At 65.7% G+C, this 25,782-nt stretch carries 39 protein-coding genes; 2 read left to right on the top strand and 37 right to left on the bottom strand.

Features of this window, described 5'->3' with window-relative positions:
• Positions 1–8: 8 nt before the first annotated feature.
• The 4 genes from O159_RS07765 to O159_RS13265 are packed head-to-tail and all read right to left on the bottom strand — an operon-like array spanning position 9 to position 5,732.
• On the bottom strand, positions 9–896 hold the full coding sequence (locus tag O159_RS07765) for a hypothetical protein (protein ID WP_021755231.1): 888 nt from the start codon (positions 894–896) through the stop codon (positions 9–11).
• On the bottom strand, positions 893–2,053 hold the full coding sequence (locus O159_RS07760) for a hypothetical protein (RefSeq protein WP_021755228.1): 1,161 nt from the start codon (positions 2,051–2,053) through the stop codon (positions 893–895). Before O159_RS07760 ends, O159_RS07765 begins: the two co-directional genes overlap by 4 nt.
• Positions 2,050–2,892: a hypothetical protein gene (locus tag O159_RS07755; protein WP_021755226.1), complete on the bottom strand. Its 843-nt coding sequence runs from the start codon at positions 2,890–2,892 to the stop codon at positions 2,050–2,052. Before O159_RS07755 ends, O159_RS07760 begins: the two co-directional genes overlap by 4 nt.
• On the bottom strand, positions 2,892–5,732 hold the full coding sequence (locus O159_RS13265; RefSeq protein WP_021755223.1) for a phage tail tape measure protein: 2,841 nt from the start codon (positions 5,730–5,732) through the stop codon (positions 2,892–2,894). Before O159_RS13265 ends, O159_RS07755 begins: the two co-directional genes overlap by 1 nt.
• A gap of 56 nt (positions 5,733–5,788) precedes the next feature.
• Between O159_RS13265 and O159_RS14520 the strand changes: the two genes are divergently transcribed.
• Together O159_RS14520 and O159_RS14515 are read left to right on the top strand one after the other, a co-directional pair.
• Positions 5,789–6,034: a hypothetical protein gene (locus tag O159_RS14520; RefSeq protein ID WP_144267596.1), complete on the top strand. Its 246-nt coding sequence runs from the start codon at positions 5,789–5,791 to the stop codon at positions 6,032–6,034.
• A complete protein-coding gene (locus O159_RS14515) occupies positions 6,031–6,228 on the top strand; it encodes a hypothetical protein (RefSeq protein ID WP_021755221.1) in 198 nt (65 codons plus the stop codon). The genes O159_RS14520 and O159_RS14515 overlap by 4 nt, the downstream gene beginning before the upstream one ends.
• Here the strand turns inward: O159_RS14515 and O159_RS07745 are convergent.
• From O159_RS07745 to O159_RS16255, 33 genes are all read right to left on the bottom strand, one after another.
• Positions 6,225–6,554 carry a hypothetical protein gene (locus O159_RS07745; RefSeq protein ID WP_021755219.1) on the bottom strand — a complete coding sequence of 110 codons (330 nt, stop codon included), beginning with the start codon at positions 6,552–6,554 and terminating at the stop codon, positions 6,225–6,227. The two genes, O159_RS14515 and O159_RS07745, sit on opposite strands and share 4 nt — an antisense overlap.
• A 38-nt stretch (positions 6,555–6,592) precedes the next feature.
• Positions 6,593–7,006, bottom strand: coding sequence for a hypothetical protein (locus O159_RS07740; RefSeq protein WP_021755217.1), 414 nt, complete (start codon positions 7,004–7,006; stop codon positions 6,593–6,595).
• Positions 7,007–7,095: 89 nt separating this feature from the next.
• Positions 7,096–7,605, bottom strand: coding sequence for a phage tail tube protein (locus O159_RS07735; protein WP_021755215.1), 510 nt, complete (start codon positions 7,603–7,605; stop codon positions 7,096–7,098).
• Positions 7,605–7,835 carry a hypothetical protein gene (locus O159_RS07730; RefSeq protein WP_021755212.1) on the bottom strand — a complete coding sequence of 77 codons (231 nt, stop codon included), beginning with the start codon at positions 7,833–7,835 and terminating at the stop codon, positions 7,605–7,607. Before O159_RS07730 ends, O159_RS07735 begins: the two co-directional genes overlap by 1 nt.
• A gap of 13 nt (positions 7,836–7,848) precedes the next feature.
• Positions 7,849–8,256 (bottom strand): hypothetical protein, encoded by a 408-nt coding sequence (locus O159_RS07725; RefSeq protein ID WP_021755209.1) that lies wholly within the window; start codon positions 8,254–8,256, stop codon positions 7,849–7,851.
• Positions 8,257–8,267: 11 nt separating this feature from the next.
• Complete coding sequence (locus O159_RS07720) at positions 8,268–8,690, bottom strand: hypothetical protein (protein ID WP_021755207.1); 423 nt, start codon at positions 8,688–8,690, stop codon at positions 8,268–8,270.
• Positions 8,687–9,088 (bottom strand): DUF6093 family protein, encoded by a 402-nt coding sequence (locus O159_RS07715; RefSeq protein ID WP_021755206.1) that lies wholly within the window; start codon positions 9,086–9,088, stop codon positions 8,687–8,689. The genes O159_RS07720 and O159_RS07715 overlap by 4 nt, the downstream gene beginning before the upstream one ends.
• Complete coding sequence (locus O159_RS07710) at positions 9,085–9,510, bottom strand: hypothetical protein (RefSeq protein WP_021755205.1); 426 nt, start codon at positions 9,508–9,510, stop codon at positions 9,085–9,087. The genes O159_RS07715 and O159_RS07710 overlap by 4 nt, the downstream gene beginning before the upstream one ends.
• A gap of 68 nt (positions 9,511–9,578) precedes the next feature.
• Complete coding sequence (locus tag O159_RS15230; RefSeq protein WP_021755204.1) at positions 9,579–10,808, bottom strand: phage major capsid protein; 1,230 nt, start codon at positions 10,806–10,808, stop codon at positions 9,579–9,581.
• Positions 10,809–10,831: 23 nt separating this feature from the next.
• Positions 10,832–11,326, bottom strand: coding sequence for a capsid assembly scaffolding protein Gp46 family protein (locus O159_RS07700; protein WP_021755203.1), 495 nt, complete (start codon positions 11,324–11,326; stop codon positions 10,832–10,834).
• Between the two features lie 71 nt (positions 11,327–11,397).
• A complete protein-coding gene (locus O159_RS07695; protein ID WP_021755202.1) occupies positions 11,398–12,567 on the bottom strand; it encodes a hypothetical protein in 1,170 nt (389 codons plus the stop codon).
• Complete coding sequence (locus tag O159_RS07690) at positions 12,564–14,012, bottom strand: phage portal protein (RefSeq protein WP_021755201.1); 1,449 nt, start codon at positions 14,010–14,012, stop codon at positions 12,564–12,566. The genes O159_RS07695 and O159_RS07690 overlap by 4 nt, the downstream gene beginning before the upstream one ends.
• Before the next feature lie 22 nt (positions 14,013–14,034).
• Positions 14,035–15,660 carry a hypothetical protein gene (locus O159_RS07685; RefSeq protein WP_201766211.1) on the bottom strand — a complete coding sequence of 542 codons (1,626 nt, stop codon included), beginning with the start codon at positions 15,658–15,660 and terminating at the stop codon, positions 14,035–14,037.
• A gap of 64 nt (positions 15,661–15,724) precedes the next feature.
• Positions 15,725–16,264 carry a hypothetical protein gene (locus tag O159_RS07680; protein ID WP_021755199.1) on the bottom strand — a complete coding sequence of 180 codons (540 nt, stop codon included), beginning with the start codon at positions 16,262–16,264 and terminating at the stop codon, positions 15,725–15,727.
• A gap of 227 nt (positions 16,265–16,491) precedes the next feature.
• On the bottom strand, positions 16,492–16,680 hold the full coding sequence (locus O159_RS16810; RefSeq protein ID WP_407929749.1) for an HNH endonuclease: 189 nt from the start codon (positions 16,678–16,680) through the stop codon (positions 16,492–16,494).
• 807 nt (positions 16,681–17,487) lie between these two features.
• Positions 17,488–17,682, bottom strand: a complete 195-nt coding sequence (locus tag O159_RS07670) for a hypothetical protein (protein ID WP_021755198.1) — start codon at positions 17,680–17,682, stop codon at positions 17,488–17,490.
• A 131-nt stretch (positions 17,683–17,813) separates the two neighbouring features.
• Complete coding sequence (locus tag O159_RS07665; protein WP_021755197.1) at positions 17,814–18,062, bottom strand: hypothetical protein; 249 nt, start codon at positions 18,060–18,062, stop codon at positions 17,814–17,816.
• Between the two features lie 11 nt (positions 18,063–18,073).
• Positions 18,074–18,739, bottom strand: a complete 666-nt coding sequence (locus O159_RS07660) for a hypothetical protein (RefSeq protein WP_021755195.1) — start codon at positions 18,737–18,739, stop codon at positions 18,074–18,076.
• Between the two features lie 52 nt (positions 18,740–18,791).
• Positions 18,792–19,220, bottom strand: a complete 429-nt coding sequence (locus tag O159_RS07655; RefSeq protein ID WP_021755193.1) for a hypothetical protein — start codon at positions 19,218–19,220, stop codon at positions 18,792–18,794.
• A gap of 11 nt (positions 19,221–19,231) precedes the next feature.
• Positions 19,232–19,567 carry a hypothetical protein gene (locus O159_RS14500; protein ID WP_021755191.1) on the bottom strand — a complete coding sequence of 112 codons (336 nt, stop codon included), beginning with the start codon at positions 19,565–19,567 and terminating at the stop codon, positions 19,232–19,234.
• Positions 19,564–19,932, bottom strand: a complete 369-nt coding sequence (locus O159_RS07645) for a hypothetical protein (RefSeq protein ID WP_021755190.1) — start codon at positions 19,930–19,932, stop codon at positions 19,564–19,566. The genes O159_RS14500 and O159_RS07645 overlap by 4 nt, the downstream gene beginning before the upstream one ends.
• Positions 19,929–20,699, bottom strand: coding sequence for a hypothetical protein (locus O159_RS13255; protein WP_021755189.1), 771 nt, complete (start codon positions 20,697–20,699; stop codon positions 19,929–19,931). Before O159_RS13255 ends, O159_RS07645 begins: the two co-directional genes overlap by 4 nt.
• Entirely contained in the window at positions 20,699–21,115 is a 417-nt protein-coding gene (locus tag O159_RS07635; protein ID WP_021755188.1) for a hypothetical protein, read from the bottom strand. The genes O159_RS13255 and O159_RS07635 overlap by 1 nt, the downstream gene beginning before the upstream one ends.
• The gene (locus O159_RS07630) at positions 21,112–21,435 is read right to left on the bottom strand and encodes a hypothetical protein (RefSeq protein WP_021755187.1); all 324 of its coding nucleotides are present in this window, start codon (positions 21,433–21,435) and stop codon (positions 21,112–21,114) included. Before O159_RS07630 ends, O159_RS07635 begins: the two co-directional genes overlap by 4 nt.
• Positions 21,432–21,878: a hypothetical protein gene (locus tag O159_RS07625; RefSeq protein WP_021755186.1), complete on the bottom strand. Its 447-nt coding sequence runs from the start codon at positions 21,876–21,878 to the stop codon at positions 21,432–21,434. Before O159_RS07625 ends, O159_RS07630 begins: the two co-directional genes overlap by 4 nt.
• Positions 21,879–21,903: 25 nt before the next feature.
• Positions 21,904–22,293 carry a hypothetical protein gene (locus tag O159_RS07620; RefSeq protein ID WP_021755185.1) on the bottom strand — a complete coding sequence of 130 codons (390 nt, stop codon included), beginning with the start codon at positions 22,291–22,293 and terminating at the stop codon, positions 21,904–21,906.
• Positions 22,290–23,171, bottom strand: coding sequence for a hypothetical protein (locus tag O159_RS07615; RefSeq protein WP_021755184.1), 882 nt, complete (start codon positions 23,169–23,171; stop codon positions 22,290–22,292). Before O159_RS07615 ends, O159_RS07620 begins: the two co-directional genes overlap by 4 nt.
• A complete protein-coding gene (locus O159_RS13250) occupies positions 23,168–23,767 on the bottom strand; it encodes a PDDEXK family nuclease (RefSeq protein WP_021755183.1) in 600 nt (199 codons plus the stop codon). Before O159_RS13250 ends, O159_RS07615 begins: the two co-directional genes overlap by 4 nt.
• 273 nt (positions 23,768–24,040) lie before the next feature.
• Positions 24,041–24,316: a hypothetical protein gene (locus tag O159_RS07605; protein ID WP_021755182.1), complete on the bottom strand. Its 276-nt coding sequence runs from the start codon at positions 24,314–24,316 to the stop codon at positions 24,041–24,043.
• Positions 24,313–24,594, bottom strand: a complete 282-nt coding sequence (locus O159_RS07600; protein ID WP_144267594.1) for a hypothetical protein — start codon at positions 24,592–24,594, stop codon at positions 24,313–24,315. The genes O159_RS07605 and O159_RS07600 overlap by 4 nt, the downstream gene beginning before the upstream one ends.
• Positions 24,595–24,694: 100 nt before the next feature.
• Positions 24,695–24,886, bottom strand: a complete 192-nt coding sequence (locus O159_RS15005) for a hypothetical protein (RefSeq protein ID WP_021755180.1) — start codon at positions 24,884–24,886, stop codon at positions 24,695–24,697.
• A 199-nt stretch (positions 24,887–25,085) separates the two neighbouring features.
• The gene (locus O159_RS07590; RefSeq protein ID WP_021755178.1) at positions 25,086–25,400 is read right to left on the bottom strand and encodes a hypothetical protein; all 315 of its coding nucleotides are present in this window, start codon (positions 25,398–25,400) and stop codon (positions 25,086–25,088) included.
• 113 nt (positions 25,401–25,513) lie between these two features.
• Positions 25,514–25,648, bottom strand: coding sequence for a hypothetical protein (locus tag O159_RS16255; RefSeq protein WP_269078334.1), 135 nt, complete (start codon positions 25,646–25,648; stop codon positions 25,514–25,516).
• Between the last annotated feature and the right edge of the window lie 134 nt (positions 25,649–25,782).

The raw sequence follows: 25,782 nt of genomic DNA, 5'->3' as shown, positions 1-25,782 counted from the left end.
GCCTGCTTTCAGTAGGTGGAGGTGATGCGCAGCGCGCCGGAGAACCCGTCTTCGGCGAGGGAGCGGAGGATGCTGTATCCGCCATGGTTGAAGCCGACACCCACATAGCCGCCGCCGGCCTTGAGGTTGTTCCCGATCGAGGCGGGGAGGGTCACCCAGCCGCCGGAGATCGCCACGGCGGCGACGGTCGCCAGCGCGGGCGCGTCTCCGGGCTTGGCCGAGTACCCATGGACGGCGATGTTCGGCGGCGAACCGCTAATCCTCTCCGGCGAGACGTACAGCTCGACGCGTTGAATCGTCGCGGACGCCGGGATGGTGTCGGCGGTTTTCGTGCCGTAGAACCAGCACCCAAGGTTTTTGTCGGATGCGTAAACCTGGTTCGTCCACCACCGGCCCGACCCATAGGACCCTGCGTCGATTGCCGTGAACACGTCCTGGTGCGTGGTCGTCCCGCCGCCGGGGGCCGGTGGGGGTGTGTTCGGTACCGGGCTGGTGGACATGAGCATCGCGAACGGCCCACCGTGCCACAGCAGTTTCATGATCTGCCCGGCCGACGGGCTGGGCCCCGTGTACGGGGCGATCACCGTGGTGCCCAGCGCGGTCGTCAACGTCACCAGACCGCTTGCCACCGAGACGACGGTGCCACGGTCGGGTTTCGATGCGACAGGCCCCGTGACGAACCACTGCTTGTCAATGTTCCACACCCACACCGGCTCGTTGACCTCCGGGAGGAACGACGTGCCGAGGTGCGCGGGAATCCGCGACGATGACGAGCCCACCCCGACATCGACGTTGCACCCGAACGTTGACTGGGCGACGAACGTGCCCTGCAGGATCTTCACCCGCGCACGTCCCTGGAGGGCGCGGAGCAGCGCGGCGCTGTAGTCGTCGGTCATGGGTTCACCGCCACGGTCACGGTCTGGGTTGCGCCGGCGTCCCGGCTGATGTCGGTGATGCGGCAGGTGAACGCCTGCCCGAGCCTGCGCACGGTGAGGACGTCGCCGACCTCGCGGAGCGGGTTGAACGTCTCCACCAGGTCGTAGGTGATCGAGCGCAGCCGGGACACCCGGGGAAGCATCTGCTGGGCGTATGCGTCCGCCTGCGCCTGCGTGGTCACGTACTGGGACGAGTAGAAGTAGGGCTTGCGCCGGTACGGGGACAGCGACCCGTCCTGGTTCCGCACCCGCAACGGCCCATCAGTGACCTCCGCCGTCGCGAGCACGATCGTCGAGGCGTCCTGCGAGTTCCCCCGCACGACGACCGCGTTGTACACATTGTCGTTCGCAAGCGACGGCACCACATCGACCAGGGTCCCGTCCGAGGTAGCACCAGCTTTCACGGGAGTGCCGTCACCGTTCACGTCGCCGCTATGGAGGGTGTCCACGGCGGCCGGCCACACGTTCGGCCGCATCGAGGCTGTGCCATCGGCGGTCATGTACGCCACCCCGTCGAGGACAGTGGCGAGGTCGTAGCAGGCTTGGAGCTTGTCCTCCTGGTACGCCACCGCTGTCGGGATCGCCGCGTCAGCGACCGTCCTCGTCACGGGGAGGCCGACCAGACGCTGATACTCCTTCCACACCGACGTGAGGTCCGGGGCAACGCCGGGGATGTCGAACCGGTCCCACTGCACCCCCGCGAACAGGTCACCAATGGTGAGATCGATCAGGTCGCCCTTCACCGCCCCGGCGCCCTGGTACTGGAACCGGGTGGTCCGGATCTTCGGCGCCCCCGTGATGAGGTAATGCCCCAGGGCGACCCGCTCCTGGAACCCCGGCCCGGCGGTGATGAGGGCGTACACGATCAGCCGTGTGCCAAACGGCGCGAGAATGTCACCGATCCGCGACGGGGCGACCGAGTCGGCGAAATCGCCCTGGTAGACGATCGTCAACGAACCCGTCGACTGCACCAGAGAGGCGCCACTGTCCGTGAGGCGCACATTCGTCACCGGGACGTCCCGCAGCGCCCGGGAGCCGTCCTTGATGACATCGACGACGTACCGGTGGGTGAACGACCCGGTGAGAACCTGCTTCAGCTGTGGAGTTCCGAACCTCATCCCGCGAGCCCCGCCTTGCTGTAGTCGGTGTCCCTCGACAAACGGGTCGCGTACGCGGCGTCCCCCGCACCACGGGTCGCATAGGCCACGTCCAGGTCTTCACGGCGGAGGGTGGGGATGATGAGCCCTGGTGCGGGCGGAGCAACCTCGTTCACCGTCAACGCGAACGTCACCAGAGAGTTGATGTAGTCGACCGACTCATGCACCATGTCGACGGACGCGAACAGCACCCGCGGAAGCCTCACCGGCGGGGCAGTGCGAACACAGAGCACGGCGGGGAAATCGGTCGTATACCCGCCGAACATGTTGCGGAACTCGTCAGCGTCCGCGTACGACTGCGCCTTCACCGTCAACGCGAGGCCGCTGATGCCCTGCCGGCGCCCACCGATCCAGGTGCCGACCGTCGCGCCCTCCGGGTACGTCAACGACCCAGGCACCACGTTCGCGACATCCGCAGCGGTAGAAGCATCCAGGTTCGCGATGATCGACAGCGACGGCGACAACGGTTGATGCAAGATCGCCTGCGACGTGTCCGTGAACACACCCGACGTCGACACGGTCACAGAGGTCGCGTCCGTGAACCCGAGGGACAGGCCCGACGAGTCGAACTGTTCCGCCTGGTACGTCGCCGCGACTCCGAGCGGAACCTCGAAGTCCATCACGGCGACACCACCGACCGCGTACAGGTTCACACCACCGCGGACCTTGAACCGGCGTCCCTCCGCTGTCCGGTAGACGTTGATCGTCTGCGTCCCGGACGCGAGGGCCGAGAACGTGACCAGGACACGCACGCCCGGGTTCGCGTCGGTGAAGGCCGTCAGAGTCGGGGCGTAGGGCATCAGTAAGCCACCTCCTGCATGCCGCCCTGAAGGCCGGTCTTCTGCGCACGGCTCGCGGACACGATCTGGTCCTGGATGACCGCGGTCATCTGACGGCCGTCAACGGACATGAGGATCGTTGCCCCCGCGAGAGAGACCGTCGTCGAGCTAGCAGCGCCACTCGGGCCCATGCCGAGCTTGCGGCCCGCCTGCGCCCAGATCTGCCTACTCCTGGCCTCCTGCCCAGGCTTGCCCGAGATGAACGCCTCCCACCGCGTCTCCGGCTCGGCGAACTTGTACAACGGCGCCCCACCGGAATAGATACCCGCCCCGAACCCACCATCCGCGTACGAGTACATGCCACCGTTCGCGTTCGCGACCCTCAGCCCGCCCGTAGTGGCCAGATGGTTCGCCCCGTGGAGGGTGACCGCGATGTCGATGTTGCGCTGCACCCGATTCAGGGTGTCGATGAGGTTCTCCGCGTCGATCTGCGCCTGCGACTTGTTCAACTTGATCAGAGTCGACACGTTGCTCGGGATCAGACCGAGCTTGTCGGCATACTCCTGCGCCGCCTGCCCAGTAACACCGAACTGAGCCAGAGCGTTGATCAGCGCCGCACGGCCATCATTGATCGCAGCCGTCGCCTGCTCCTGGCTCCCGGTCTGCGTCGCGACCGCGGCAGCGTGCGCGAGAGCGGACTTGGCGATCTGCTCGAGCGCGGCAGAGTTGTCGCGGCCGTTCTGCGTGTTGATATCAAGCGATTTCGTAAACCCATTGAGATTCCCGTGCGCCTGCTTATACGCGTCCACCTGATCCTTCAGCTTCGAAGTCACATCATCGATCGCCTGATGCAACGCCCGATCCGTGTCCTCCGCATCGAACTCGGCCTTCCCGAAATTCGTGATCTCCTTCGCCAGGTCAGAAATATCCCCCTTCGCATCCACGGCAGTCCCCGACAGCTTCGCCAGCGCCGCCGCCTGCCGAGCTGCGGACTTGGTCGCGAGCTTCGCCGCAAACGTCCCCTTCCCCTGGGCCAGGTTGAGGAGCTCCTGGCCACTCAGGGTCTTCCCCATTCCGGACGCGAGGTCGATCAGGGCAGCCTTATAGTCAGGCATAGCGTTGAGGAGTTCGTGCGCCTTCTCCGACCCACCACCAGCGAGCTTCACGAATTGCTGGAACTGCCGCGCGGCCTGGGGAAGGTCCTTCTTCGCGGTCTCACCAAGCTGGGTGCCGAGCTGCGCGAACTTCGCCTTGTTGGTGTCCGCCCACGCGCCGAGATCGATTCCCGTCCAGTTCTTCAAAACCCCGTTGAGCTGGGCGACGCCGCCGTAGTAGTTCTTGAAGAAGTTCGGCGAGAACAGGTCGTCGAGGGCGTCTCCCATCTTGGTGATATTGCCGTTCGCGTCCACGAACTCCTTGTTGATGCCCGTGAAGTCGGCGTTGTTCAGCCGCGAGTTCAGGTCGGATACCTGGGCGGAGGTCAACTGGATCGACGACGACGCACCAGCGAGAGCGCCCTCTAGTCCGATCAGTCCGGCGGCAATGAGGCCACCCTTGCCGAGCATCTTCCCGAGGCTCCTGCCGGTGAGGTTGAGTTCGGCCATGGCCGCTTTCGTGGCGGCGATTTTCGGCACGATCGAGAGGAACCCACCGCCGAGGAGCAGCACACCCGCGGTCAGACCGGCGATCACGACCCCGACCGCGACCACAGGTTGTGGGACGCCGCTGATGGTCTTCACGAGGGCGGTGACGTTTTGCACGGTCCCACGGAGGACGTCGTTTGCTCCGGAGCCGCCCTTGATGAGGTCGTTCTGGAACGCCGCACCGAGCTTGGTGATGTCGCCTTGGAGGTTGTCCATTTTCCCGGCCGCCTGCGCGGCCGCGAAACCGGTGTCGTTGACGTTGTTGGTCCAGTCCGAGATGCCTTTCGCGCCCTCTTTGTAGAGGACGTTCGCGCCGGCGATCGCACGGGCGCCGAAAATCGTCGCCAGGGTCTGGTTGCGGGTGGCCTCGTCGAGCGCGCCGAGCTTGTCGTGCAACTGTCCCGCCAGGTTCGCGATGCCGACGAACTTGCCCTGCTGGTCATACAGGCTGATGCCGAGCCGTTCCATGTCATGCTGGGCCTCCGCGGACGGGTCCGCGAGCTTCAAGAGCATCTGCCGCAGATCAGTGCCGGCCGTCTCACCGAGGAGGCCAGCGTTCGCGAACGCGGACAGGGTGCCCACGGTCTCATCAAGGGAGACACCGAACTGGGCGGCGACCAGACCACCCGACTTCAGGGCCTCGCCGAGGTCGGAGACACCACCAAGGGCTTTGTCCGCACCGGCGGCGAGGAGGTCCGCGACGTGGGGGATGTCGGAACCCTTCAACCCGAACTGGGTGAGCGCGATCGTCGCGATCTCGGTCGCGTCCGCCACGTCGATCTGACCGGCGGCAGCGAGTTCGAGGGAACCCTTCAGCGCACCGCCGAGGATGTTCGACACGGACACGCCCGCCTTGATGAGCTCGATCTCCGCGTCCGCTGTCTGTGCTGCCGAGAACCCGATCTGGGTGCCGGCAGTCATGGCGGCGTCGGAGAGCCGCTTCATGTCATCGCCGCTGGCGTGCGACAGCGCGTGAACCTGCGACATCTTCGCGTCGAACTCGGAGAACGCGTTAACGGCGACCACGAGGCCCGCCGCGATGACGCCGCCTGCGAGGAGGGCAGTGTGGCCGATATCGGTGAACGCCTGCTTCTGCGCGGCGAGCTTCTGCGCCGACCCGGCCGCGAACTCCTGCGTCTTCCGTGACGCAGCGTCCATCCCGGCGAGGTAGTTGTTGAAGTTCGCGGTGAACGTGACCTTCGTCGTCCTATCAGCCATAGGGGGTCTCCCTTCACGGCATGGTGCGCGGGAAGCGCGGGTTGTAAGATCAGCGCGTGTCGAAGGAACCGATCCGATTTGATGAGTCCGTTTATCGGACGGCGCGGTCCACGCGACCGTCGTGGGTATACGCTTTGATCGTCGCTGGCGTGATTTTCATCACCTGGGTCGTCGTCAGCGTCTTCAACGGATTCGCCGCGGATACGGGGTTGCTTCTCGTGGCTGCGGTTGTGGCTGCGGTCGTCGGCGGTGTGATGGCACTGACTTCTGTGCAGCGGAACAAGGGTTCAGGCGGCTCATGACTGAGTCGAAGGACGTCAAGAAAGGCCGCGGAACCGGCTGGATCATCGCGGCGGCGGCGGTGTATGCCTGGGGCCTCGGTATTCTCGTGCGTCCGGTAGGCACCGATGAATTTGGATACAAGCTGTTTGCAGTTGTGTTCTGTGCGGTTGTTGGAACCGTCCTGCTGCTTCGCGGTTTGCGGAAGCGCCGTTAATCCTTCCGTCGCACCTGCCACAAATGCCCGTTCGATGATGTGTTGGGCCATTGTTTGTAGTAGGCGTCCTGCGCGTCGAGAACCGTTTTAGCGGCATGGTCGATCGTTGGCATGGGGTCGGCGACGTACGCGTGCTGGTTTTTCGGGTTCGTGGCTTCGCTGTACGGGATGCCGTAGGGGTTGAGGTCGTCCTGTAGTTCTTTCGACGCGAGCAGCAAGTTCACCTCACGAGATGTGAACTCCGGCTCCCGTCGTGTGACTGTGCGACTGAGGAGGTTCCCGTCACCGTCGAACTCCTCGGTGATCTCGCGGAGTTCCCGGCCCATCAGTCGGCGGTGGGAGATGCCCAGCTCCCGTGCGAGGATCAGTTCTTGCTGGACGCGGGCGTTGATCCTTTTTTTAGGGCCTCCACCGTTGCTGTGGGCAGGTACTCGTTGAGGTTCCAGATGACGTCACCGATGCGCGTGATCGTGGACCCGGGCTGCGATTTGAACAGCTTCTCCCACTGCTCCTCAGTGAGGGCTACCTGCTTGTCGCCGTCGAGGAGTTTCCCGCACAGGGGCGCTGCGGCTTTCGACAGGGAGCGCAGGTTGTACCCGTAACGCATATCGAGAAGGACATCGGGTCGGGCTGGGAAACGGTCGGTGAGTTCGGCCCATTCGAGGCCGTCCATCTGGGTGAACCGCAGGGTGCGCAGTTTCCCGTTGATGGTGATGTTCAGGTCGGCGTAGTCGACATCACGGGTCAGGTCGGCGTCGAGGTCGTCATCAAGTGACAAGAGAGTCTGCTCCCCAGGGATCAGCCCAGAGATGAAGAGGAGGCCTGCCGGGCGTTCCCTGGGCATGGTTTACGCCCGGCAGGGGCCTGTTACGCGTGGACGGGGATGTCGCGGGACACAGGACCGGTGACGTTCAGGGTCTGCGTGCGGGTCAGCTCCGCGTTCGCGGCGGGGGCGTCCTTCGCGGGGATCGACGCTTTGATCGGGATGACATCGATAATGTCGCCGGCAGCGATCGCTTGCCCGTTCGGGACGGCCCACCGCTCCACGATGAACCCGACGGCACCCGCGGGGAGCGCGAGCCGGGCGATGTCGCTGACGGTGTTCGTGTACGCGTACTTGATCGAGATGTCGTCGGTGACGATGCCGTCGTACTGGAGCTCCTGCGCCATCGTGAGACGGTTCACCTTGACCTTGTTGACGGTGATGGTGTGCGTGTAGCCGCCGGCGTCGATGGAATAGGTCAGCTTCTTCACACCGGTGGCGGTGAGTTCGGCGACGGTCGGGCCGGTGCCGTAGGGGTCGGCGATCGTGGGGACGAACAGGACGAGCCCGTTACCGTCCGCTACGGTGCCTGCGGGTACTGCTTCGGTTGCCATCAGGCACCCTCCTCGTTGGTCTCGCCCAGGGACGGTTCGGGGGCGGCCTCGGCCGCGGGTTTCGCCGGCTTCGTGGCCTTCTCGGTCACGTACTTCGGCTCACGTGCCGAATCGACGGGGTTGTCGTCGATGATCACGTAGTCGTCGGGGAACGCCACCACAAGTTCGGGGGAGACGTCGTACTCGTGCTTCGGCCCATCAGCTGAACGCACACGAATGAACGGGGTCATGAGATTTGCCTCCTCAGGCGGGGTCGGAACGCCAACCGAATTCGATCACGGCGTAGATCAGGGACGGGGACACGTCGGTGTCCTCCTGAACAGGCAGCGGCTCACGCCACCAGACACGCCCATTAAGGCGGCCGGCGACCACAGGCACCGTTTCCGGCGTCAAGACCGGACGGAGGAGATCCGTCAGCGCGATCACCTGCTCCGCCGACGAACCCACCAGGTGCAAGGTGATCGATGGGTGTTCGGTCACCGCTGGGCCCGTCTCACGCTCGGCGGTCGGGGTTCCACCGATGGGGTGCATGAGCGCGTACGGCAACGGCTGCATCCGATCCGGGTTCGCCGGGTCTTCTGGCGCCTTCGAGATGAACGTCGCACCCGTCAGGATCGGCACCTGCTCAACCAGCGCCCGCGCCGCCTCCACATCAGCCCACCTCACAGGCCGGCCGCCTTCTCAGCATCCGAGGCTGCGATCTCCAGCCCACGCTGAAAGTCGTCCTGGTTCTCCTCCAGGGCGTTCGCGAGGTCGTTGTGCGGCCCGCGGTTCTTGGCCGGCGCACCGAATTCGCGGATGTTGCCAAGCTTGCCGCCCCCGCGGGACTTGTTGTACCCAACCTCGGCGGAAATCCCGCCCAGGCGCGCGCCGGTGGTGCCGTGGAGGTCGTAGTCGATCGTGTTCGGCAGACCTGACCATGACGACGAACCCGCGGCCACCTTCGCCTTCGCGCTGTCCTTCACCTTCCGCGCGGTAACCTCGATCGCCTTCCGCACAAGCGGGGCCAGCGTCTCATCCACGTGACCCATGTCGGCGGCGAGCTTCATCACGTCGGAGAAGTCGACTTCGAAACCGTCGCTCACGAGACCACCTCCACCGGCAGCCGGCGCGCGGTCGGGTGTGTCTCCGGGAACGGCCCCTCCACGCGGAGTGTGATGCCGACAATGCCCGGGTCGGACGGGTTCACCGTGATTGTCACCACATCGCCCGTCCGCACACTCGCCGTGGACGGGTCCAAGATCGGCAACGACAGAATCCCGCGCGTCTTCTCCACCACCTGCCCGGCAGCGTCCGCCTGCTCCGGCCGCACGAACGGGAACCGGAGACGACACGGGCCCGTGTAGATCGTCGCGTCAGCGCTTGTCGTGGCCCCGGTGGAGTGATCCACGGTCGGGGTGCCGGCGCGGGTGATCACGCAGGTGGACTCCATCAGCGCTTCCGCCAACGCGCGGCCGTGCGCGAGCGTGGAAGATGCGCTCACCAGGACATCACCCGGTCAGGAGTCCACGTCGCGTCCGGGCTGCGTCCTAGCGGGCTGATCGTGAACGAGTTCGCCGAAGACCCCGACTCCGCGAGCAGCGCCAGCTCGTCATCGGTCGCGTACAGCAGACCGGTCGACTGGGTGGCGTCTCGGCGGGACGTGTAGTCGTCCACGGTCTCGTCGAGGAGACCGTTGGGGTTATTGAACACCCGCATGACCATCGCGCACACCGTCTGCACGACGAGCTCCTGGAACCCGGTCGACGGTGTGTCGTCGGGGCCTGTTCCGTCGGAGGGGAGGCGGGTGGTGATGGAGGGGAGGCGGGTGGTGAGGTTGTTGAACGCGTCGTTCAGCCACTGCTGGGCGACAGTGGTTTCGACGGTGGAGAGGGTGCGGAGGGCCCTGTTCTGCAGGTCCGTCACGGTTGCAGGGTTGGTAGCCATCGCGCACCCTCTCTCGTCGTTGCTCGGTTATCGGAAGGGGCGGCGGCTTAGAAGGCGGCGGTGCCCTTCGTGTACGCCACGAAGGCGTCCGGGGAGCCCATCACGAAGCCGAAGTAGGCCTCGACGAGGAGCAGGGTGAGGTTCTCCTGGAACGCGGAGTGCCAGGTCGAGCCGTCGTAGTACGACGCCTCCTGGGACACCTTGATGGTGATGTCCATGCCGACGCCGTACGCCGCCTGGGACCAGTCACCGCCGATGCCGCGGAGGAGGGAGTCGGTGCCGCCGGCGCCGGACGCGGCCACGGTGGCGGTCACGTTGGTGCCGCCGGTGAGGGCCTTGCCGTTGACGGTGACCGGGGCGGCCGCACTGGCGATGTTCGTCGAGACCGCCGGGAAGGTGATCACGTACGAGGAGCCCGCGGTGCCGGTGACGGTGACGGTGGCGTACACGCCGCCCCATGCCTGGATCGCGGACTGCAGCGTCGCCGCGGAGACGTTGTACGCGGCCGTGTAGGAATTGCCGCCCGAGGACACGATGAACGTGCCACCGGTCGGGGTGCCGGCGATGGTGATGGTCTGCACCGAGTCACCCGCGCGCCAGTACTTGCCCGAGACGCCCTTGTTGAAGAACGTCTGGAACCCGGCGAGCGTGCCGGCCTCGTCGTTGAACAGCGGGTGACCCTGCGTGTCCGTCTGGAGCTGGGCGTCGATCTTGAACCGCGGGTCAGCGGCGATGCCGGTGAAGTCGTAGTTCTTGTCGACGACCTTGCCCGCGCCGGTCACGATGTCGTTGTACAGACCACCGTTCGACTGTGCGCCGGTGCCGAGCGCGACCGTGGAGCTCGTGAGCGCCAGGTAGTCGCTGAAGGGACCCGCGCCGCCGGTCTTCAGGGACTTGCCGTTGATCGCCGCGAAGTCGAACGCGCGGGAGATCGCGGTCGGGAGGTCCTGCTCGAGCTGGTCGTACAGACCGCCCGGGTTCGTGGACGCGACCTCGTCGGAGACCGGCACCAGAAGGGCGATCTTCTTGCCGGTCATGGTCTTGACGCCGACGCCGGCCTGGCCGCCGGTCTTGGCGCCACCCTCTCCGACCCAGTCAGCGACCGGGATGTCCATGGGGACGGGGATCGCCGTCTGGGCGTTGATGGAGAGCGGGACACGCCGCGCGAGGGACATGACGGCCGACTGCTCGGCAGCCTTGTTGAAGATGGGCCCGGTGATCGTCGGCGGCAGCAGGGTGCCGTTGACGTTCGCGAGCGCTGTGGGGTTGATAGCCACGAGGACTCCTAGAGGTTAGGCCGCTAGCTGCGGCCGAGAGCGGATTTGAGAGCGTCGCCGAACGCTTCCCGAGGCGACGCGGCAGCGTGCTGCCGTTTCGCGCCCTGGGACGGGTCTGGACGTGGGGTTTGCTTGACCGGGGCGCCGGCCGCCGGGAGCAGGGAGACGAGAGTATCCGCGTCCGCGGCGAGCTCCTCGTAGTTGCTTCCCTGGAGCCGTCCGGCCAGGTCTACTGGGATGCCCTTCTCGAGTGCGACCTTGTAGCGAGTCGCTTCGAGGCTCGAGGTCGAGTTGTTGTTGCGGAGTTCCTCGTTCTCTTTCTTGAATCGCTCAAGTTCCGAGAGTTCGGCGTTCTCCCGCTTGGTGATCTCCTCCTGAAGGGCCTTCAGGGACTTCTCGGCGATCTCCGCGCGTTTCCGCTCGGCTGCGATTGCTCGCTTGCCGGCGTCTCCGAGCTCGCCGTCGTTCTCGACGACGGGCTCGTTGTTCTCGACGACGGGTTCGGTCGGGTCGGGCATTCTGGTTGTCTCCAAATCGCTTGGAATGAACCGTCAGACATCGCGTCTGCCGGGGGCATGAAGGGCTGTGGTCAGCCGAGGGTGAAGTTTCCGTAGCGGAGGGTCGCCTGGTCTACGAGGACACGGTCGGCGCGCTGCTGCGCCGGGAGGCCATTGATGACCCAGTCGGTCGTGTAGCCGTTCGGCGGCACGTAGTCGAGGTAGCCGGCGTCACGGAGGAACGCCTGCGCCAACTCTTTGTCGTTGCCGGCGATCTCCAGAATGGACTCCGGCATCAGCCGGACCCGGCCGGTGGAGCCCATCCGGATCTGCTGACGCCCGAACCCGCCGCGGCGGGTTGTGCCCTCTGACGTGGTGTACACCTGAACCGGTGTGCCGTTGGGGCGGTATCCGATCGTGGTCTTGGTGAAGACCCCGCGGGGGCCTGGGCCGGTCTTCGCGCCACCGTGGGATGCGTACCCGATCCCGTCAGCGCCACGGCGTGCGTTCACGACCGTGGTGACGTTGGCGCCGTTCCGGATCGCCTCCGCGCCGGCCTTCGTGAAGACACGGTCCTGTTCCGACTTCGACAGGGAGTCGAAGTACTCCTCCGGGGTGGTGGGGATGCCCTTCAACGAGGACAGCTCCTTCACGACTTTCCCGTCGACGTGGACGGGGGCGGCGGTGCATTGGCAGCACGTGTGCCGGGCGAATGCGTCCGGGCCGGAGTGTATCCCGGAGAGGACCGCGCACCTCGAGCAGGCCTGCCCCGAGCAGACGCGCACGTAGTGCGTGTACCCCTTGCCCGTCCCCGAGACTTTGTCGGCGTCGCGGGATGCGTCGGTGATGAGGGTCTTCACGATCGCGCCCAGGTAGGACTGGCCGATCATCATTGAACCGCCCGCACCGAACCGTCCGGACCCGATCGCTTTCTTCGTCGCCGTCACCGACCCGTACAGGGTGTCGGAGAGCTCACGGCCCATCCCATCGACACCGGCTAACGCTTCCGGGACGATCGCGGACGGGTCCTGGCTGAACCCGGTCTGCGCGGCCACCTGGTTCGTGAACCGGTCAGCGCCAGCAGCGAGCGTGTACTGTGCCGCGGCGACCTGCTGGGTGATGTCCGGCCCGATCGTCGCCCAAGACCCATCGAGGTCCTGGAAGTTCATTCCCCGCCACGCCTGCATGGCCTTGTTGCGGGTGCGGTCGGTGACCTGGATCATCCGCCGCTGCCGGTCGAGGGCGACCGACGCGACGGTCATGCCCCGCTCGCCGCCTGGTCGCTACCGATCTGGTCGGTGACCTGCACGTGCGCGCCGAGCTGCTGCAGGTCGGCTGCCTGCTGCACACCGAACCCGATCGCGGCGGCCTGCTCAGCCTGCCGACGCTGCTTCATCCGCTTGATGGTCTCCGGGGACCGCCCCAGGGTCTCCTGCGCGGTCTCCCAATCGGTCAGACCGGACGTGTACTCCTTCACCACCGCGTCCGTCACCTGCGCGATCGTGGGGGTGCCAGCGTCACGCCACAGCGTCTCCATGCGGGTCGCGTCCGTGTTCCACTCACCATCCCGGAAGCGGAGGACAAGCTGGTTGACCTGCTCCCACGAATGCCCGAACGTCGTCTGCCGACGCTCCGCCTTCTTGATCAGCCGTGTCTCACCGGCACGCTGACCGTCCGCGGACGGCGGGTTCTGCGTGTTCAACCCGAAGTACTCGATCGGGAGGGACGCGATACCCGACGCGAGCCGGGCGTACATGTTGATCATCGTCTCGAAGTTGCTGAGGTCGGCGGACGGGAGTTGGCCGACCTTCGCGTCCTTGTTCGCGTTCGCCCAAATCGACCCGAAATATGACGCCCATATCGGCAGCGGATTCCCGTCGACGTCGACGAAGTCGCCTTTGGACATGCCGAGGGCGAACTTCTGCGGCACCGCGACGGTCTCCTGCGCAAGCTGCGCGTTCGTCAACGCCCGTGCCGCGGAGTCCGCGATCGGGATGATGTCGAACATTTCCGACACGCCCTCGAGGATGTTCCGGGTCAGACCGAAACCCCGGGAAGCCCGGTTGCGGTTGATGAACGGCACGATCGGCGGGACGCCGAGGTTATGCACGTCCGGGTCGACCTCATCCACCCAGACGCCGTCCTGGAGGACGAGCCAGCGGGTCATGTTCGGCAGGTACAGGGTCACCCGGTTGTCGACGATCGTCCCGTTGACGTCCGCTTCCCCGTACATGCGCATACCCGCGATCACCCGGTGGGTGCGCGGGTCACGAATCGCGACCATCTCGTACGGCGACTCCACCGTCAGCAGCGGGAACTCCGAGTCGTCATCGTTCGTGCCGACGCACACGTAAGAGCGGCCGATCGCGAGCGCGTCCGTGTGAGCGAACCCGGCGAGCTCGTCCATGTTGTTGTACTGCCACACATCCCACAGGGCCGAATCCGCGGAGTCGGTGCCGGGCATCCGGAACCCGGTCACATCCAGCCGCTGCTCCACCGAATCCACCACCAGGCGCGGCCAGTTCACCATCACCGTGAACTGCTTCAGTTCCTCCGGGATCGCCAGGCCGAGCTGGGCGAGCTTGTGCCAGCCCTCGTAGTAGTCGTTGTACAGGCGCGTCTGCTGCCGGCTGATCTGCAGCGTATTCCGCAACTGTGTGAACTCGGGAATGTCCTGAAGCTTCGGGAACTCATCGGCTGCAGCCATGCGGTTGCTCCAATCGATGAGGTCAGCGGAACACAAACATCCGGTTATCTGTCGGGGTCTTGAACTCACCGGCCGCGATGGCGTCCATGGTCGCTTCGTGAGCGAGGACACCCGACATGGCGAGGTCGATCTTCTGGTGCTCGGACGGCTTGCCGATGATGTACTTCTCACCCGGTCGGGCCCGCACGATCGCGTTCTGCACGTGCAGGCGGGTGTCCTTGTCGCCGTCGTGCCGGAACGCGGCTTCGTCGTTGCCGATGTCGCCACGTAGCCGCTCGAGCGCGCCGTGAATGCGGCCCACCTGGTTCGTCGGCCACTTGATGTACTTCTTCTCCCCGAAACGGGACGCCAGCGAATCCGCTTCGGTCTCCCAGAACATCGGGTCGAGGTAGAACCGGACCACGGTGAAGTTGTTCTCGATCCACTCGAACGTGGCCATGACCTCAGACCGCGGGATGCGGCCACCCCACTCGGCCGGCTTCCAGTACGCCTTCCGCTCGACATCCGCGAGCGTGTACGACGGCGTGAACTGGTACTGGTCGAAGGTTTCAAGCCGGATACCGGTGTGGTCGTTGTTGTCCGACCCATCGAAGCCGCCGCAGAGCTGCGTGCGCGGCTCCACGGTGATCGGGGCCGACTTCACATCCCACATGCCCATGTCGGAGATCCATGAACCCGAACCAGACACGATCCGGTTACCGAAGAACCGTTCCGCCTGCGCAGCGTCCGTCTTCATCAACTCGACCGCTTCAGCCTCGATCGAATCGAGGTTCACCCACCAGGACCCCCGGTAGACGTACTCGTGAATGCGGCGCCGGTCATCCTTGCGCCGGTAGGACAGCGGCTTGCCGTCCTTCCCGCGAAGCTCGAGGTCCGGTTCCCGGTAGAAAACGAAGATGTCGTCCGACCCCGACTCGAACACCTGCTGCGCGTACGAGTTCATCGCCGGGTCCCACGCGTTCGTAGTCGCATGAGTCCGGCCGCCCATACCGGCAGCACCGCGACGCTGAGTCTCCGCCACCGCGATCATCTTGTTCGACTTCGTGTACAAGCCGACCTCGTCCTGCTCAGCGTCCGAGATCGGGTTACCAAGTCGCGAGTTCGCGGACGCCGTCACGACGTCGATCCGGTCGAGGTCATCATCACCAGACAACCCGAGGATGCGGATGAAGCCCTCACGGACCGCGAGGAGCTCCTTCAACGGCCCCAGCTTGATCATCGACCGCAGCGGACGGTAGATGTTGTCCGCCTGATCCTCCGACGTCGCCGTGATCTGAATCAGCGGCGACGGATGCCGCATCCCCATCGGCTCACCCGGCAAGTACTCGTACGTCCAGCCACACGGGCAGCCGTTGTCCTCGCACCTGTAGACATCGCCAGCCTCAGCCCAGCCCGCGAACACGGACGGACCACACGCCTCGAACGCCGTCTGACCCGCACTCCACGGACCCTTGCCCGTCTTCTGCGGCCCAACGATCAGCGTCTGCCGGTAAACGAACGCCTGGTTCAGCGTCGCCGGGTTATCCGGTCCGACCTCCTCCGGCGGCACGAACACCGCGTCCGGTCGAATCCGATACCGGTTCGCATGGCACCAGAACTGCCAGTCCGACATCTGCAGCGGCTTCCCACGCGCGAACCCATCAGGCACGCGACAGTGCTGCGTGATCCACGCATCACCAAGATCACCGAGGGTAGGGAAGTCGACGACGAACTCACCGTCCGCCATTGACGGCCCTCAACCGCCGCGCCGGCGCCGCGGTCGGAGTCTCCGATCGCTCCTCGCGCTTCTCCGCCACCACGTCGACCGCGATCGCCCACCCGTTCTCGCGCATCCCGGCCGGCGTCAAGCCGATCTGGTCACGGAAACGGTGGAGCTGACCAACGAGAGTCGCGTTCGCACCAGGGTCCCGCTCCACGATCGTCTTAAGGCGGCAGTACTCGCCGATGACCGGCCACCGCCACGACTCACGCTTCCAAGCGATCGCCTGCGGAGTCCGCCATGCCTCACACCACACCTCAAGCTCGCGCGAACGCTGCTCCTCAGTGGCGTCCTCATCGACACGCTTGGCACGGCGCCCATCCTCATCGGTCGTCCACACGATCGCCGACGCGATCGGCAGGGGAAACTCTGGGATCTCGCCCGTGAAACCACCCGCGGGGAGCGCAGCCAGCTTGATTCCACGCTGCTCAGACCGACCAGACGACAGGTCAGCCTGCGGACCGGACCTATTACGAGCGCCACCACTAGGCATGTGCTTCTCCTCAGCGTCGCGCTGCAGTTCCGAATCGCTCAGAACCGACGGACATTCGAATCAACGTTCGAAAAAGGGGGTGGAGCGAAACTTTTGAACCCTCCGCACCAACGGCCGACCTCCCCGGCGGGTCGGCGTGGGGGCTGCTTGACCCCTACCCCCTGGGTCTGTGTTCGACTCGGCTAACTCGACCTTCGAATCTGTGTTCGCCTTGCCTTGCGTGAGAGTCACACGGCGTGCGGCATGGGTGCGGGTCGGTCCTGCTTGCTGCTGTTGCAGTGCAGGTGAGCACGGGCCACGTTGCTGCGGGTGTGCTGTCCGCCCTTGGACAGTGGCACCATGTGGTCGATGCTCGGCGCGTCGGGGTGGAGCGGATCAACTCTGCGGTCCACTGCTGTGCCGCACAGGTAGCACATCCATCCGTAACGCTCGTGGATCTCGATATCGGTGAAGACCTCGATGATGTGGGCCCCGGCTTGCCTTGCTCGGTTGGCTGCGTCGCGCGCCCAGTCGTACTTGCCTGTGCCACTGGTACGTCCTGCGAGCGCGGCGCGGCAGGGTGCTGAGCAGACGTGAGCGCGGTCGCTGTGTGTGGCCCTGGCGACCGCGTTGCCGCATACTGCGCAGGCGACCGTCGTCTTGCGGTGTCGGTTGCTCTGCGTCTGGTTATAGTGCGTTGAGCAGAGGCCCCTCGCTCGGACTGGCCGGTCGCATTGGGCGCACGTCTTGGTTGGGCTATCTTGTGCCATGTCATTCTCCTGAGGAACGCGAGAAGCCCAGCGCTCAGGACGCTGGGCTTCTCTGTCGCGGGGGATCAATCCGCGAATCGGTGTGAGGCTTTGCCTCCTGCGCTGTTGTTGCAGCGCGAGTGTGATGGGCCGAGGTAGCCGTCACGCGTGTCGGTGTGGTCGAGTGCCCACGGTTCGCCGGTGCCGATGTATAGGCCGCAGCGTGCGCAGCGGATGGTGCCTGCTGCTACTCGTGGTGCCCATTGCCGGCGGAGTCGGTCGTGGTTGGCGTCGTAGCCTCGTTGCTTGCGACTGCCGCGTGCTCGGTCTGTCTGCTTGCGGTGCCCGCTGCAGCGCGTGCCTTCGGTTGCGTCGAAGATGGTGGGGCATCCGCTTACGGTGCACACCCGCATGCTCATCGGCGGTGCTCATTCGGGACGAAGCCGATGGTGCTGAGGGGGCTGTCGTGTCCGCCGTTCCACCACTGGATGGCGCTCATGATATGTGCTTCCCGAGGATGATCTTCAGGGTGGGGGTGTCGACGTTTACTGCGATGGTGAACCTGATTGTTGTGTCGCCGGTCGGGTTGAGGAGCGTGATCTCCAGACTGCCGGGGTCGTAGCTGGTGACCCCGGCCAGCGTGGCGACTTCTGCTTCGAAATCGGTCCCGAGACCCAACGACACAGCCATGAGAGACCTCCAGGAGTCGGACCCAGAGAATCACGAAGGCCCTGCGAGCGATGCGGGGATTCGCTTGCGGGGCCTTCTTGGGTGGAGTTCTCCATCCTCTTCTTCGAGATTGCGGGCAGTGCGGCTTAGTGTCAAGCATCCCTTCCGGCGAGTCGTTCCCATGGTGGGCGGGGTTTTCTGCGTCTGCCGTGTGCCCTTTCGCCGTCGATCTTGCGAATGTCGTCCATATGTACGAGCACTGCCATGTTCGGTCGCTTGAGGGTGCGGACGGACTCGAACTTGATCCATTCGTAGATCGTGCGCTGCTTCCGGTTCACGAGCTGTGCGGCTAGGTCCACATCGATGTACTTGGGGTCTGCGCTGTCCTCGAACGTGATCATGCGTCCTCCTGTCATGCGCTACGTTCCTTTGGTCGGGTTTTCTCGATGCGGGCGATGATGGCGAGTTTCTCCTCGTCACCGAATTTCTTCGGGGTGCGGTCGCCTTCGCGGATGACGGTGCGGCATGTTTCGTTCTGGCAGACGACGGTGACGGGGGCACCGGCGGTGGCGGGTGGGTTGCGGACGAAGGACAGCTGCCCGCATTCGGGGCAGCGGGTTCGGCGTAGCGGGCGGGCGCGTTCTTCGAGCTCATGGGTGCGCAGCGCCCGGTGGGCGGCGGCGGCGAACCGGACCGCGTCCGCCGCGCCCGCCACCGTGGACACCCACGCCTCCGCTGCCTGGAACCCGTTCGAGGAGCGGAGGTAGGACTCGACCTCGTCGACGGCGAGGCGGGTGCCGGGGATGGGGACGTATCCCTCCGGGCCGCAGGTGCGGCCACCGGTGTCGCGTTGCACGGCCCGGTCGATCGACCCCATCAGGTGGGCGCGTTCGGCGGTCCAGTCGGCGAAGGCGTGTTCCACGCGATCCCAGCACGGGTAGCAGAGCAGCCCGACCTGCGCCAGGCGTGGCAGGCAGCCGGTGCAGGTGCCGGGGTTCCCGCAACGGACGGTGTGGGCGTCCCGGATAGTGCAGGATCTCCAGTCATCCATGTCGTTCGTGACGCAGAGCAACGTCATCGGGTCTCCCTCGTCAGCGCCTCGACGGCTGCCAGGAGCGGGTCGGTGTCTGTCATGCGGGGGTTTCCTCGTCGGTTGTTCCGCGGATCAGGTTGGACAGTTCCGGGCACTCCGCTGGGCCGCCGAATGGGATGTGTTTGACGAGGAATCCGCAGGAACACCGGTAGCTGTACTCGTTCGGGCGTTCTTGGAAGACGTGTTTGATCCGGTGGGCGCGGACCTCTTCGAGGGCGTCGCGGCGCTCCTCACGCACAGCCTCCTCAGTGTTTTCGCGGGCCTCCCAGGCGGCGGCGACCATCGAGTTCGCGAAATCCTCAGCACCGGAGGTCAGGCACGCGGCCGGTGTCGGGTCACCGTCGCGGTCGAAGCCGAGGATGCCGTACACGTCCCAGAGCGCCTGCGCGTACGTGTCCCGCTCCGCCGCCAGAGCCTCAACGGTGGTCGGGGTGGCGCGGTTGGTCGGGGTGGTGGGGTCGGTCATGGGGTGTTCTCCTATCGTTCCTGGGTCCGTGTCCGGGCGGCGTGGTAACGGTTGTCGGTGGGCATGCCAAGGTGGCGTAGCACGGTGCGCACGGAGTCCACGGATACGCCCAGCTCGCGGGCGATGCCCGCGGTGGTGTGGTGGGTTTCCACCAGGTCGCGGATCCGCGCCGCGATCGCCGGGTCCTCCCCGTCCAACACCCGGCGGCCGCGCCGCCGGCTACCAGCCTGCGCGAGCAGGTGCTCCGCCGCCTCCACGATCAGGTCCGCGATGGACACCTCCCGCGTTTCCGCCAGGGACGCCAACCGCCCCCACACGGCGTCTGGGAACTTCACAATCTGGGTCACGCTGTGGCCTCCTCCGTCTCGATGGGTTCGTTTGCTCGCTGCCTGCGGTAGTGCTCGATCCACTTCCGTGTCTCGGCCTCGAATGTTTCCCGGTCGAGGGTGATCTCCGGTCGGGGCAGGCCCGGGCGGGCGATACGCTGCGCCCGTTCGCGTCGATGCTGGAGGACGCGAGCGTTGGCTCGAATGTGGGCAGGCATCAGATACGCGATCGTGTCACGGCGGTGCATCCTGACCGCCTCCACGGCGTCCGTATAGGGCAGGTCCCCGATGGTGTCGTGCCACTCCTGGATCACCAACGAAGTGATCTGGCGGTTGTCGCCGAGCTGGATCTTCGCCAACACCTTCGCGGTCTCATCAATGTTCACGCCGTCACCTCCCGGCGCGCTCCGGCGTCCGCCGCCGCCATGCGTTGACCCATCTCGATAACGGACAAAGCACGCTCGTCCTTGTCCGGTCGGGCCTGCGGTTTGCGTTCGGCGTCGGTTCTCAGCCAGTTGCGCCACGCGGCCGTCCAGTCCCGCTTCGTCCCGTCACGGCCGGACTTCGCCCGCCAGTGATCCACGAACTTCCGGGTCGCCGCGTCCACATCGACCGCCGGGACCTCGCTGGCCGCCCAGGCCCGCATCTGCCCGGTCACGACGAACGGCTCCGGGATGCGGGTCCCACGAGTGCGGGCAACAACACCGTCAGGTGTTGTTAAGTAGGTCGGGTCGGGTCGGGTCGGGGTTAGGCGAACTTCTTCCGAACTTCCCGCGAACTTCTCCGCATGTTCGTCGGAACGTTCGTTGGCATGTTCGGGTTCTGTTCGGGTTCTGTTCGCGCGAACAGTGCGCATACGTTCACGCGCAGCCTCTCGGCGGGCCTTGACCTTCTCGGATTCCTCTTGATAGTCCTGCCAATCGTGGAAAACATAGCCGCGAGCATCGATCTCCCAGTACCCGACATCCACGAGCTCCCGCGCTACTTTAGCCGTCGCACCGAACATTCCGAGCACATGATGCTCAATGACGCCGTCCGTCAACTGCTGAGAAGACCACGACCCGGCCCGCACCCACAAAGCCACCGCCGCCGTCGACAGCCTCAGGGTTTTAGGGTGTGACCAGAAACCGTCATCAACCTTGAACCACGCCATCAGCTCGCCTTCCTTCTGTTCTGATCGAGCCCGTGCCGGGTAATCAGGGTGTTCGCTTCGTCCGCTCGCAGCGGGCGCTTGGTGGTGCCGGTGAGGGTCCACCAGGTGCCGTCGGGGTATTGCACGGGGATACGCGCGGCGTTCTCCAGGTCTTGGGTGGTGGTCTGGGTGCGGCGGATTTTCAAACCCCGGCGTGCGCACTCCCGTTGGAACTGGGTGTCGTCCTCTTTCAGGCCGTTGCACAGCACACACGCGGCCACCAGGTTCACCGGCACATCCAACCCGCGGCCACCGCCCATCCCACGCCCGATGCGGTGATCGCACGCCGTCGCCTCACCGAGACACCCGAACGACGCCAGAACGCATACACCACCGTCGCGGGTCAGGACCGCCTTCTTCACCGTCGCGGGGATCATCCGGCACCATCCCAGTGGTCGAGGAGGTCGGGGATCGTGTCGGTCAGGGTCGCTTGGACATAGCCGGTGTCGGTGAGCATCGCGGCGATGGCGGCGGCTTTCGTCTTCGCTTCACCCGAGTAGCCTTCGGAGTCCCACCGCCAGCTGTTGATCAGCGACCCCTCGCGCGCCCCGGCGATCTGTGCCTCACGGACGGTGCCGAGCAGCGAGTAGACGCCGCGGTCGTTGAGTGCGAGGCCGACGGGGGTATTGATCAGCTCAAGGATGTGGATCTCGTTGCCCGTGATGTCGATGAGGACGGGAATCGTGTCGGGGCTCATAGTTCGGCCCCGCCGTTCAGGAGACGGGCGAGGGTGTTCAGGGTCATGGTCACGAACTGCTCGGCTGGGTCGGCGACGCCGCGGCGTTTGTGGACGACAACCCCGATTACAGCGTCGTCGTTGCCGGCCTCGGTCTCGGCCTCCCGCAGCCAGGCGGGCAGGGCGAGGGTGGCCACGTTTTTGCACTCGATCACGACCCGCCCGCCGCGGATCGTCTTCACCCCGGTGATGTCGCCGCGGTCTTTGACACCGTTCTTCGCGCGCCGTTCGATCCGGTCGTCGTCGAGCTCGGCGGCGAGATACGCGGCGACGGATGACTCGAACGCGGTTCCGGCTTTCCTCGCCGAACGGTGGGTGCGACGCGGCTGTGGCAGCTCGCGGAGATCCTCAGTCTGGACCTGATCGGCGACCGCACCGTCCAGGGTGCCAAGGTAATCGGACACGGTGTTCCCTTCTCTGGGTGGGTTTTCAGCGGCCGGTCGCGTTGTACGACGACGCGAGCGCCTTGTTGAGGTTGAGGTAGCCGTAGAGCTTCGCCGTGAGAGCCTTCTGCAACTCCTCGGCCGCGTGGAGAGCCTCTTTCTTGAGGTCGAACTCCAACCGGTGCGGCAGGGCGGCAAGGTCAGCCTCGGCGCGCTTCTCTGTCACGGAGTCGGCCTTGGAGTTGAGCATCGCGGTCGCGCGCGCTTTGATCAGTTCCCGTTCGGCTTCGTAGCGGTCGCGCCACATCTGCTTGAGGACCGGTACTGCCGTCTCCAACCGTTCGCCGATCTCGCGGATGATGAACTCGATCTCCATCGGCGAGACCGGCTGGTAGTCGATCAGCTCGCCGGTCGTGGCATGCACAAGCTCGGTCACGGCTGCACCTCACCGCGCGCAACCGCCGCCTCGTACTCTGCTGCCTCGCGACGCAGGTACTCTTCCTCAGAGACCTCCTCGCCCTCGTTCGCTACGGGCTCAGCTTCGACGGTCTTCTCCTCGGCGCGGCCGATCGCGCCGTACCGGGCGAGCGCCAGGGTCCGCACCGGGTCGGTGAACTCGCCCACGGCTTTCGCCCTCGCGACGATCTCCTCGACGGCTTCCTTCGTCTGCGCGTCCTTGATCATCGCCGCCCAGTCCTCGGTCGGCTCCAGTACGCCCTCGATCACGTCGGCCTCACCGTTCTGGGTCACGGGGGTGTCGAGCTCCTCCGGGGTGTAATGCACGCCCATGAGTGCGTCCTCCGCGCCCTCGCGGCACACCTCCGAGATCGCACGGGCCTTGCACATCGCCTCCGCGTACTTCTTCCACACGTCCTTGCCCATCAGGCCGGCGCGGGTCGCGCGCTCAGTCGTCCAGGTGGCCTCGTAGGTGAAGTCGGGGTCGTCGGAGCGTGTGAGCGATGCGGTCGCGGCGAAGTCTCCGCCCGCGATGCTCCCACTCGTCCGCACCCGGAGGCGGTGGCCGGCCTTGCGCACGACCGCGCTCATCAGCGCCGGTGAGAGCGTCGCCTTCCCCTCAATGATGTGGACGCCCTGCAGTGCTGCCACCGGGTGGAGGCCGAGCATCGCGCCGGTCTCCATCACCAGGAGCACCTTCCCCGGCGACGGCGCCTGGGTCACCGAGCCGTCGGGCTGGCGAACCTGCGCCCACAGACCCCTCGGGATCAGGTCACCGCCCGTTGCGAGGGTCTGCGCGTACTGCTGCCGCTCGGGAAGCGACGCCGAGTCATACGGCTTGAGAGCGGTGCTGGTCATGCGAGCTGCCTTTCGAAGTCGAGCGCGATGCGCAGCTGCGCCAGCAGCTCGGTCGCGATAGGGAGGAGATGGGCGGTCAGGTCCGTGATCTTCGGGTGGTCCCGCGGGATCGTCAGGTGCTTCGGCTCGGCCGTGCGCAGCTCACCGCCCACGATCTCGGCCCAGACGAACTCGATCTCCTCGGCCTCGGGAAACACGAGGAACTGCCACGCGAGCTGCCGCCACTCGGGCAGCGTCGGACCGTTCACGATCCGCCCGTGCTTCGCCTTACACTCCGCCAGCCGTAGCCGCCCGCCTGGCAGCTCAAGGATCCCGTCCGGCGTCGCAGCGAACCCGGGCTCGTCGGGTGCGTGGACGAGCGCGACGTTCTGCGGGATACCGGCCCAGGCGAGCATCATCGGCTCCCACCGGTGGCCGGAGGCGGTGTAGTCGTTGCCATGGAAGCCCGTCCGGGAAAGCTTGCCCCGCAGGTAGGACGGGAGCGAGGACGCTTTCGACAGCTTCGCGGCATCGGACGCGCCAACCACCGGCCAGCGCGCCTCCTGCCACCGCTCGCGCATCGTGCCATCGTCGAGGATACGATCGAAGTAAGTCACGCCGCGCCCTCCGGCATCCCGTCCCCGCGGACGAGGTTGTCGACATCCCACTGGTCACGGCGATGATCACCACCAGCAGCAGCCACACTGTCGTTACGGCCGCCGGGTCGTGGTGGAAGGTCACGGCCGGTGAACCGTGGCCCATAGACAATGCCCACAACCGTCCGCATCACATCGTCCATCAGCCCACCCCGCGACCGCTGAACCAGTCCCACACCACGGCGGCACCCCACACCACAGCGATACCCCACCCGACCACACACGCGAACACGATCATCCCGGCTCCTTCTCTGATTCACGGGTGTGGGCGGCAGGCGCATGACAGAAGGCCGTGTGGCCGGGCGGGATTGTGTCCGTGGTGTCCAACAGGCGGGCGGCGAGTTCAGCCAGGACCCGGGAGACATAGCCGACGCTCAGCTCCTCGTCGAAGGCCAGGTCGATGGTGTGGAATGTGTGCCCGAAGGAGTCCGTGCGACAGTTGACCGTGACCACGATGTCGTGGTCACGAGTGTTGATCCTCTTATTCCGGGTCAGGTATTTCGTGATCATGGGTTTTCCTTCTCTGAGTTCACGGGTGTGGGTGTTATGCGTCCAGCGCGAACACGCTCATTCCGCCCGCCGAAGGCGAGGTCGAAGACCCCGCCGGCCGCGGTGACCTCGGACTCCTTCAACGGCGCGTCCCGGTAGAGGGCATCGCGGAGTCGGTACAGGTGATCGACAAGGAGCGGGAGGGTGCCACAGGTGTCTGCCGCGAGATCAACGCTGATATCGGCGTAACGGCGGGTGCGGGTGGCGTCATCGTCATACCCGCTGATCCTCTCGATCACATCCGCTAAGGAACGCAGATCAACAGCCACATCAGAGAACCAGCGCTGTACCGCGTCCCCGCCCGTGAAAAAGCTGTATCTGCCGTCATAGTCATCTGGGCTACTCATCGGTTTCCCTCCTCTCTCGTGTTCCCGTGTGGGCCTCATACGCCCAGCACGCGGCAGTGAACACGCCGATCGCGATCACGGTGCCCAGCAGGCGCAGCAGGGTCAGGCCCGCCACCGCGGCAGTGAAAGCCAGGACCACGGCGGTGAGGAAAACACCGGTCACGAACACGGTCCACCGGTTCACCGTCCACCCCCGTCGTCGCGGATCTCGTTGACACACCCGTTCGGGCAGGTGAACCCATAGGTGACCGTGCAAGCCGACCACCCCCGCTCCACGCCCAGAACGGTCGCGGTGACCTCCCCATCGAAACCGCACCACCGACACGAGGCCACCATCACCACCGGGTCACACTCCGGCACCGTTACAGGGGCTCGCAGGTTGATCATCCCCATGACCGAACCCCCACCGGCAGGAAAACCCACCCGCACAGCAGCGCGGTCATCGCCAGCCCCAGGACGAAAACGACAGCCAGGACCAGCACCCCCGCCATGCCTTCCGATATGCCGGCAGGTACATTGGGGCGATGACAGCTCTCGACATAGTGCGTGCGATCAAGTCCCGCCTTGAGGATCAACACGCAATCCTCAGCCGGGGTGGCGATACTCACTTCCTGATGATTCGCGCCGAACTCGACGCGCTCTGGGCGGCGGTTGAGGTCATCGCACAAATGGTCGATGGGGATGATGTGGTCGTTCATGACTATTTCTTGGAGGGCTCGCGAAGAGCGACCGCGGCCCGGGCGCGGAAGCGAGCGCAGCGCCGCATCGACCGCTTCATCCCACCAACCCATGAGGCACAGCAATAGGCGTCTCATGCGCACGCCTCCAGCTCGTCTTCGTCGTTCTCGGCGGCGATTACCTCCATCGCCCGCATCGCCTGCACCGCACGCAGCCACGCCACCACCGGCAGCGGGTGCGCGGGGGTGAACCCGTCCCGCCGCCTCACGAGCGCATCCCTTTGCGAACGCGGGCGATGCCGTCACCATTGACCGGTGTCGCACGATGGGCAGGCCGGGGGCAGGGGGTTTGCCCCCGGCCTGCTGGTTCCCCCACACGGGCGTCACCATCGACACCCAGCGG

Source organism: Leifsonia xyli subsp. cynodontis DSM 46306 (genome assembly GCF_000470775.1).
In the GTDB taxonomy this organism is placed as follows: Bacteria; Actinomycetota; Actinomycetes; order Actinomycetales; family Microbacteriaceae; genus Leifsonia; species Leifsonia cynodontis.
This window is presented reverse-complemented; position numbering and strand designations above follow the sequence as displayed.